5 protein-coding genes and 1 pseudogene are annotated in these 8,528 nt (G+C 64.7%); 4 read left to right on the top strand and 2 right to left on the bottom strand.

From position 1 onward, the window contains the following. Positions 1-231: pseudogene (locus RJQ10_RS08005) on the bottom strand (glutamate--cysteine ligase); the annotation flags it as partial. A gap of 215 nt (positions 232-446) precedes the next feature. Here RJQ10_RS08005 and RJQ10_RS08000 point away from each other — a divergent pair. Next, positions 447-2,099, top strand: coding sequence for a BamA/TamA family outer membrane protein (locus RJQ10_RS08000; RefSeq protein ID WP_350145392.1), 1,653 nt, complete (start codon positions 447-449; stop codon positions 2,097-2,099). 52 nt (positions 2,100-2,151) lie between these two features. On the opposite strand, the gene RJQ10_RS07995 is transcribed toward RJQ10_RS08000, so the two are convergent. Continuing rightward, positions 2,152-3,234 (bottom strand): phosphotransferase family protein, encoded by a 1,083-nt coding sequence (locus RJQ10_RS07995; RefSeq protein ID WP_350145390.1) that lies wholly within the window; start codon positions 3,232-3,234, stop codon positions 2,152-2,154. A 193-nt stretch (positions 3,235-3,427) separates the two neighbouring features. Between RJQ10_RS07995 and RJQ10_RS07990 the strand changes: the two genes are divergently transcribed. From RJQ10_RS07990 to RJQ10_RS07980, 3 genes are all read left to right on the top strand, one after another. Further along, positions 3,428-4,471 (top strand): efflux RND transporter periplasmic adaptor subunit, encoded by a 1,044-nt coding sequence (locus RJQ10_RS07990; RefSeq protein WP_350145388.1) that lies wholly within the window; start codon positions 3,428-3,430, stop codon positions 4,469-4,471. Positions 4,472-4,473: 2 nt separating this feature from the next. Continuing rightward, the gene (locus RJQ10_RS07985) at positions 4,474-7,578 is read left to right on the top strand and encodes an efflux RND transporter permease subunit (protein ID WP_350145386.1); all 3,105 of its coding nucleotides are present in this window, start codon (positions 4,474-4,476) and stop codon (positions 7,576-7,578) included. 77 nt (positions 7,579-7,655) lie between these two features. Further along, a partial coding sequence (locus RJQ10_RS07980; RefSeq protein ID WP_502880223.1) for a PilT/PilU family type 4a pilus ATPase occupies positions 7,656-8,528 on the top strand: 873 nt, incomplete at its 3' end.

Genomic DNA, 8,528 nt, shown 5'->3' with positions numbered 1-8,528 from the left:
GGTGGTGTCGACCGGGGTGTTGATTTCCCGCTGGGCCTCGGTGTATTCGGTGGTGTGGGTGGGGGGGGTCAGTGCCGAGCCCAGGCCCGCCGGGTGGGGTGTTTGCGCCAGGCGACCCTCGGGCGTGATGCGCAGGCTTTCCTTTTCCAGGCCGCGCTGAATCCGCTGCAGAAGCTCTCGGTAACCGGGTCCTGCCAGAGTCTGCAACTGCTTCTGCAAATGAGGGGTCAAGCGGAACTCCTTGTTGGGGTTGCGGGCACGCCGGGAGCGTCTCCCGCCGCAAGGCCGGGGCCAAGTTTAGCCGCCTATCGTAAGCGAGTACAGACATGCGGCCATTGTGGTGGTTGCGGTAGAGCAGCTATCGTAGGCGCATGGATGCTATGCGATGTGTCTTTTCTGCCCCTCCCGGAACCCTGGGGATTTGCCTCCTGTCGTTGGTGCTGGCGGTGCCGTTCGCGACTGCGACGGAGAGGCCCGGCGCCTGCCGCGAGGTTACCCCGCAGGCGGAATCCGCCAGTTTCCGCTTCGAGGAATCGCCCGCCCACGACGAATTTGCCCGCGCTGTCCCGCCCGGTGCTCGCATCGGCCACATCCGCCAGCAGCGCTTTGCGGTCTTCGACATGGAGGACCCCAGGGAAAACAATGCCCTTTATCGCTGGGCCAACGACTTCCACAGTGTGACCCGCGAGTGGGTGATCAACGACCATCTGCTGGTTGGCGCGGGAGAAGAGTACAACCAGGCCCGGGTGGATGAGTCGGAGCGCATCCTGCGCAATCTCGGCTTCGTTTACGATGCCAGCGTGCGCCCGTGGCGGGTTTGCGGCAATGTGGTTGACCTGGAGGTTATCACCCGCGATATCTGGACCTTCACCCCGATGCTCTCGGTAAGCCGGAGCGGCGGCGAGACCAAGTCCGCGTTCGGGTTCCGGGACGCCAACTTCCTCGGCACCGGCAAGCAGATCGTCATCCAGCACGACAGCGACGAAGAGCGCTCCGGCAACACCATCCGCTACTTCGACCCGTCGCTGGCGGGTTCGCGCTGGCGCATGCGGCTGTCCCTGGCAGACAACGATGACGGATACGAGCAGGGGGTGCGCTTTGTGCGCCCGTTCTTCTCGGTGTACGAAAGCTGGTCCGCCGGTCTGGACCTGAACCGAATGGAGCTGGAAGAGGCGCTCTGGTTCCGGGGTGATGAAGTCGCCGAGTTCGACCACAAAGTCGAATTCGCCAATGTCTTTGGCGGCATTGCCGCGGAGGTGCGCGAGGATGAGCGCGTGGGACGCTGGCTGTTCGGCTACACGCTGGAAACCCACCGCTTTGATTTCAGCGATTCGCCCATTCCTCCACCGCGGCTGCCGGAGGAGCGCGAGTACAGCTATCCCTACCTCGCCTACGAGTCCACCCGTGACCAGTTTGTGGAGTTGCACAACTTCAATTACCTGGGCCGCACCGAGGACGTGTATGTCGGCGAGCGGTTTTCCTGGGCCCTGGGCTGGTCGTCGGAAGCCCTGGGTGCGACCCGGGACCAGCTGGTGTTGCGGGCCAACTACGGCAATACCCTGCTGGTCGACGAGCGCCGCCTGTGGCAGCTGGATAGCAGCCTGGGCGGTTTCTGGGGCATCGACGACAGCGCATTCGAGAATCTCTGGTGGACAACGGAGACGCGCTACCACCACAAGCAGTCACGGCAGTGGATGGTCTTCGGTCGGCTGCGAGCCGATTACACCGACGGGCTTACCGGCGAGCGCCAGCTCACCCTGGGTGGCGACAATGGCCTGCGTGGCTATGAACTCAACTATCAGGTGGGAGACCGCTCCCTGGTGTTTAACCTGGAGCAGCGCTATTACTCGGACTGGCATCCCTTCAGACTGGTCCAGGTTGGGCTTGTGGCCTTCATTGATGTGGGGCGCGCCTGGTTTGAGAATCGCGGCAACGGCAGCAATGGCGGTGTTCTCGCCAACGCCGGTTTCGGTATCCGCCTCAACTCTAGCCGCGCGGAAAAGGGAAGTGTGGTCCACATCGATTTCGCCTTTCCCTTCGTCAAGGACGATGCTATCAGCGGCGGCCAGATCCTGTTCACCGTCAAGGACCGATTTTAGGTCGGGCCGCGCAGGTCGGGCCGCGCAGGTGGGGCCGCCGAGGTCGGGCCGCTTAGCTGCCTGCCTGGATAATCCCCATTCTCTCCAGGTGCTTGCGCAGCAGCTGGCAGGCAAAGTTTCCCTGCACCTCCGCGTCCTGGCCGGTGGCGAGCATGATGCGCGACATGATCAGGCCGTAGCGCATGGCGGCGAACAGCAGGTAATAGTCGTAGGCGGCGACATCGTAGCCGGTTGCCCGCTGCCACTGGGCCACGGTCTCCTCGTAGCTAGGCAGCCCCGGCAGGCGCGGCATGCCCAGGCCCTCGGCAAAGGTGGAATCGATATAGTTGAACCAGGCCAGGTCCTGCAGCGGGTTGCCCAGCGCGGCCATCTCCCAGTCCAGCACAGCTGCGACGCTGTCGAGGGACTCGGTAAAAATCATATTGCCGATACGCGCATCGCCCCAGCACAGCACCACCGGTTCCGCGGCAGGCTGGTTGGCGACCAGCCAGTCCAGCGCCGCCTGCCCCAGGGGGTGGCCCTGGCCCTCAAGCCCCCAGTCCAGATAGTCCTGCCAGTAACGCAGCTGTTGCTGCAGGGGCGTTTGCCCCGGCACTTCGAGGTCGGCAAAGCCCAGGGCGCGGTAGTCCAGCTGGTGGAAGCGGGCCATGGTGTCCACCGCGGCCCGCCACAGCGCGGCGCGCTGCGGTTCTGCAGTGTCCCGGAGCAGCCAGCCGTCCATATTGTAGGGCGGCATGTCAGTGGGAATGCGGCCCGCGATGTGCTCCATGATGTAGAACTGTACCCCGAGCAGCCCGGTGTCCGTTTCCAGCCCCCGCAGCGGCGGCACCGGGATGTCGCTGTGCGCCTGCAGGCGCTCCATCACCCGGTATTGCGGGGCGAGGTCGTAGCTGGGAAAGACCGGCCGCGCTATCTCCGGCTGCAGCCGGCCGACACAGGCCTCCTCGCGGGTGGCTCCGTTTTCCTCCCACTGCAGATTGAACAGCAGCGTCACGTTGGACATGCCGGAGCCTTCGGGGATCCGCAGGTCGGAGACAGTAACGGGGTGGCCCCGGCGCTCCTGGAACCACTGTTCCAGCTTGCGTCGGGTACCTTCGATGTCTTCTTTCACGGGGGTGGGGCGGGTATTGTCCACAGGCGTGCTCCTGTCAGGGTGGTCGTTTCTTAGTCTAGGTGAGCCCGGCGAAGCTTACTACTGTTCGTTAGTTCAAGTAAAAAATTGTAATTCCGGTGTCGCGCCCCTGCGGTCTTCCTATAATGAGCCCGCGGCCGGATCCGGGCTTTCCCGGCCGGTGGCCGTCCGGTGCCGGTGTTGAGCGGAGTGTTGCATGAAGAAAGCGTTGATATGGCTGGTGATTCTCGGCCTGGGAGGGCTGCTGGCCTGGCAGCTGACGGGACCGGGTGATACCCCGGCGCAGCGCGCCCGCCCGCCAGTGCCGGTGACCGCATATACCGTGGTGGCGGAGCCATTCCATGAAGAGGTCCAGGCCCTGGGCACCCTGCGTGCGTGGGAGTCGGTGGATATCACTGCCAGCGTGTCGCAGATGATCGAGTCGCTGCAATTTGACGATGGCCAGCAGGTCGAGAAGGGCACTGTGCTGGCCGTGCTGCGGCAGGACGCGGAGCAGGCCAGCCGGCGCGAGCTGCAGGCGACTCTCGCGGACGCCGAGCGCGAGGTGCGGCGGCTGGAGAACCTCGCCCGCCAGAACCAGGTGGCCCAGACCGAGCTGGATCGCGCCCGCACCCTGGCGTCGGTGACACGCCACCGCATTGAAGAGGTGGACTCCAGGATCGCCGATCGTACGATCGTCGCGCCCTTTGCCGGTACCCTGGGGCTGCGCCTGGTCAGTGAGGGCGCCCTGGTCACCGCCGGCCAGCGTCTGACTACCCTCGATGACCTGTCCCGCCTGCGCCTGGATTTCACGGTCCCGGAACGCAGGCTGGGCTTTCTGCGGGTGGGCCAGACGGTGACGGCACTTACCCCCGCGTTTGAAGGGTCCTACACCGGTACCGTCACGGCCCTGGACAGTCGGGTCGACCCGGTTGCCAGATCCATCACCGCCCGTGCGGAAGTGTTGAACCCGGGCCAGCGCCTGCGCCCGGGAATGTTGCTGGAGGTGGTCATCCGTGGCCCGGAGCGACAGGCGCTGCTGGTGCCGGAGGAGAGCCTGGAGTCGCGCTCCACCCAGCACTTCGTCTGGCGCCTGGATGCTGCAGCCGGTCAGGCGGTGCGCCGTGAAGTGATGATCGGCGGGCGCCGTCCCGGCTGGGTCGAGGTTGTCGGCGGACTAGCGGCGGGCGACCGGGTCGTGCGCGACGGCGTGGGCCGCCTGTCCGGGGAAAGTGCCGAAGTGCGGCTGGTGGGAGACTAGCGGTGTTGCTGTCCGATGTTTCTGTCCGCCGCCCGGTTCTGGCCATTGTCGCCGCCGCGCTGCTGTGTGCCTTCGGCATTCTGTCCTTTGACCGGCTCCCCCTGCGCGAGTACCCGGATATTGACCCGCCCATTCTCAATGTCACCACCCTCTACCCCGGCGCCTCTGCCGCCGTGGTGGAGAACCGCATCACCGAGATCATCGAGGACCGGCTGGCGGGGCTTGAGGGAATCAAGACCATGGCCTCCAGCAGCCTGGATGGGCGCTCCAACATTACCCTGGAGTTTGAACTCGACCGCGACATCGACAACGCGGCCAACGATGTGCGCGACCGGGTCGCGAGAATCCTCGGTGAGCTGCCCGATGAAGCCGAGCCGCCGGAGGTGAGCAAGAGCGCCAGTGACGAGGAGGTGATCTTCTGGGCGCACCTGGTGGCGCCGGGCATGGATGCGCTGGAACTGACCGACTACGCCCGCCGCTACCTGGAGGACCGGTTTTCGGTGCTGGAGGGCGTGGCCCGGGTGCGCATTACCGGCGAGCAGGTCTACGCCATGCGCATCTGGCTGGACCGCAATGCCCTGGCGGCGCGGGACCTCACGGTGGCGGATGTGGAAGCCGCGGTCCGGGCCCAGAACGTGGAGCTGCCCGCGGGTACCCTGAAATCGGTGGAGCGGGACTTTATCGTGCGGGTTGATCGCGGCTATGAAACCGCCGGTGATTTTCGCCAGCTGGTGCTGCGCCGCAGCGACGACGGCTACCTCGTTCGCCTGGGTGATGTCGCCCGGGTGGAGCTGGCCAGCGCTGAACACCGCAGCCTGTTCCGGGGCAATGGCGAGCCGATGGTGGGCCTGGGGGTAATCAAGCAGAGCACGGCCAACGCGCTGTCGGTCAGCGACCTGGTGTGGGAGGAGATCGAGCGTATCAATCGCCAGCTCCCGCAGGGTATGGAGCTCATCGCCAGCTTCGACAACGCCATTTTTGTCCGCGCCGCGATCGAGGAGGTCTATACCACCCTGGTGATCGCCGCGCTGCTGGTGGTGCTGGTGATCTTCCTGTTCCTCGGGGATCCCCGCAGCCTGCTGGTGCCCGCGATCACGGTACCGATCTCGCTGGTCGCGGCGTTCGCGGCCCTGTGGGTGATGGATTACAGCATCAACCTGTTGACCCTGCTGGCGCTGGTGCTGGCAATCGGCCTGGTGGTGGATGACAGCATCGTGGTACTGGAAAACGTGCATCGACGCCTGCTGGAGGGTGAGTCGCCGCTGGTGGCGGCGTTCCGGGGCACGCGCCAGGTAGGTTTTGCGGTGGTGGCGACCACCCTGGTGCTGGTCTCCGTCTTCGTGCCCATCACCTTCCTGGAGGGTGATATCGGCCGCCTGTTTGGTGAATTTGCCATCACCATGGCCATGGCGGTGATCTTTTCCAGTTTCATCGCCCTGACCCTGGCCCCGGCCCTCTGCAGCAAGCTGCTGGACCGGGAGCACATCTCCAATCGTATGGCGGACACTGTGGAGGCTCTCAGCGAGCGGTTGGAGCGGGTTTACCAGCGCGGCCTCGCCGCTGTCCTGCCCCATCGCTGGCTGACCCTGCTGGTATTGCTGGTGAGTACGGGAGCGACCCTGTGGGCCTTCCAGGCAGTGCCCCGGGAGTACGCCCCGGAACAGGATCGCGACATCCTGTTTCTCGGCGTGAGCACGCCTGAGGGCTCATCCTTTGAATACACCGTTACCCAGATAGAGGAAGTGGAGCGACGGTTGCTGCCGCTGGTGGAGGCCGGGGATATCCGCCGGCTGCTGATACGGGCACCATCCTTTGGCGGCGGCGAGGCCTTTAACGCCGGCTTTGCCCTGATGGTGTTGGCGGACTGGGACAGCGGCCGCAGGTCTACTGTGGAAATCCAGGCCGATGCCCGGCGCCGTCTCGACGACATTGCCGGCGCGCGCACCTTCATCCGCGGTGGCGGTGGCCTCGGCCGCGGCAGCGGTGACCCGGTGCAGTTCGTGGTAACCGGCGACAGTTTCGAGGAGCTGGCACAGTGGCAGGACCTGTTGCTGGAGCGCATAGCGGAGAATCCCGGGCTGGTGGGGGCCGACACCGACCTGCGGCCAACCAAGCCCCAGCTGCGGGTCAGCATCGACCGCAACCGGGCCGGTGATCTCGGCGTGAATCTGGTTGATGTCAGCCGTGCCCTGGAGACCCTGCTGGGCTCGCGCCGGGTGACGACCTTCATCCTCGCCGGGCGCGAATACGATGTCATCGTGGAAGGTGAGCGCGACAGTCAGCGGACCCTCGGCGACCTCAGCAGTATCTATGTGCGCTCCGCCGGCAGCGGCGAGCTGGTACCCCTGGGCAGCCTGGTGACCGTGCGTGAACAGGCTGACGCCGGCAGTCTGAACCGCTACAACCGGGCGCGGGCCCTGACCATTACCTCGGGCCTGGCGCCGGGCTACGCCCTGGGCGATGCCCTCGCCTACCTGGAGGACCTGGTGCGCACCGAACTGCCAACCAACGCCAATTTCGACTATAAAGGCGAGTCCCTGGAGTACCAGACCAGCAGCAACGCGGTCATCTTCACCTTCCTGCTGGCCCTGCTGGTGGTGTACCTGGTGATGGCCGCCCAGTTTGAATCCTTCGTGCACCCCGCGATAATCCTGCTCACTGTGCCGCTTGCGCTGGCAGGGGGGCTGGGCGGGCTGTGGCTGTTTGACCAGACCCTGAATATCTACAGCCAGGTGGGGATGATCATGCTGGTGGGGCTGGCGACCAAGAACGGCATCCTCATCGTCGAGTTCATCAACCAGATGCGCGATGCCGGCTACGAATTCATGGAAGCGGTGCAGCGGGGCGCGGCACGGCGGCTGCGGCCCATCATCATGACCGCCTTCACCACGGTGGTCGGCGCCGTGCCCCTGGTGGTATCCGGAGGGCCGGGGCACGAGGTACGGACGGTAATCGGGGTTGTCATCATGTGCGGGGTGACCGTGGCAACGCTGATTACCCTGTTCCTGATTCCCATGGCCTATGCCTTGCTGGCGCGGGGCACCGGTTCACCGCTGGCGACCAGCCAACAGCTCGACCGGGAACTGGCTGAGGCGACTGTCGAATAGGATTTTCTGCCTGCTGTATTGCCAGCTTCGCAAGGGATGCTAGAGTGTCGGCTGTCTGGTGCAGTGCCGGGGAGGCAATAGTGCGGATTACTGAATGGCTGAAAACGCTCGCGGCGGAGAATGGCTCGGATCTTTACCTGAGCACCGGGGCACCGCCCTGTGCCAAGTTTCAGGGGCAGCTGCGACCCATCGCCAGCGAGCGCCTCAAGCCCGGCGAAATCAAGGAGATTGCGTACGAGCTGATGGACCCGACCCAGCGCGCGGATTTCGAGCAGGAGCTGGAGATGAACCTGGCGACCTCAATACCCGGGTCTGGCCGGTTTCGGGTAAATATCTTCATGCAGCGCAACGAGGTCAGCATCGTGGCGCGGAACATAGTTGCCGAGATTCCCAACTACAAGGATCTGCGCCTGCCGGAGATCCTGACCGAAGTGATGATGCGCAAGCGCGGCCTGGTGCTGTTCGTGGGCGCCACCGGCTCTGGCAAATCCACCTCGCTGGCGGCGCTGATCGACTATCGCAACAGCAACAGCGCCGGCCATATCGTTACCATCGAGGACCCTGTGGAGTATGTCCACAACCACAAGAAATCCATCATCAATCAGCGCGAGGTCGGGGTCGATACCCGGAACTGGCACAACGCGCTGAAGAACACCCTGCGCCAGGCGCCGGACGTGATCCTGATCGGGGAGATCCGCGACCGGGAGACCATGGAGCACGCGATCGCCTTCGCCGAGACCGGGCACCTGTGTATCTCCACCCTGCACGCCAACAATGCCAACCAGGCCCTGGACCGCATCATCAACTTTTTCCCTGATGAGCGCCACAAGCAACTGTTTCTCGATCTGTCACTGAACCTGGTGGCTTTTGTTTCGCAGCGGCTGATTCCGACGCCGGATGGCAAACGCGCCGCGGCCATCGAGATATTGATTGGCACCCCGCGCGTCTGT

Origin of the sequence: Haliea sp., from assembly GCF_040222615.1 — a bacterium.
GTDB lineage: Bacteria > Pseudomonadota > Gammaproteobacteria > Pseudomonadales > Halieaceae > Haliea.
Note: the sequence above shows the minus strand (reverse complement) of the source record. Positions and strands in the feature narration are given on the sequence as shown.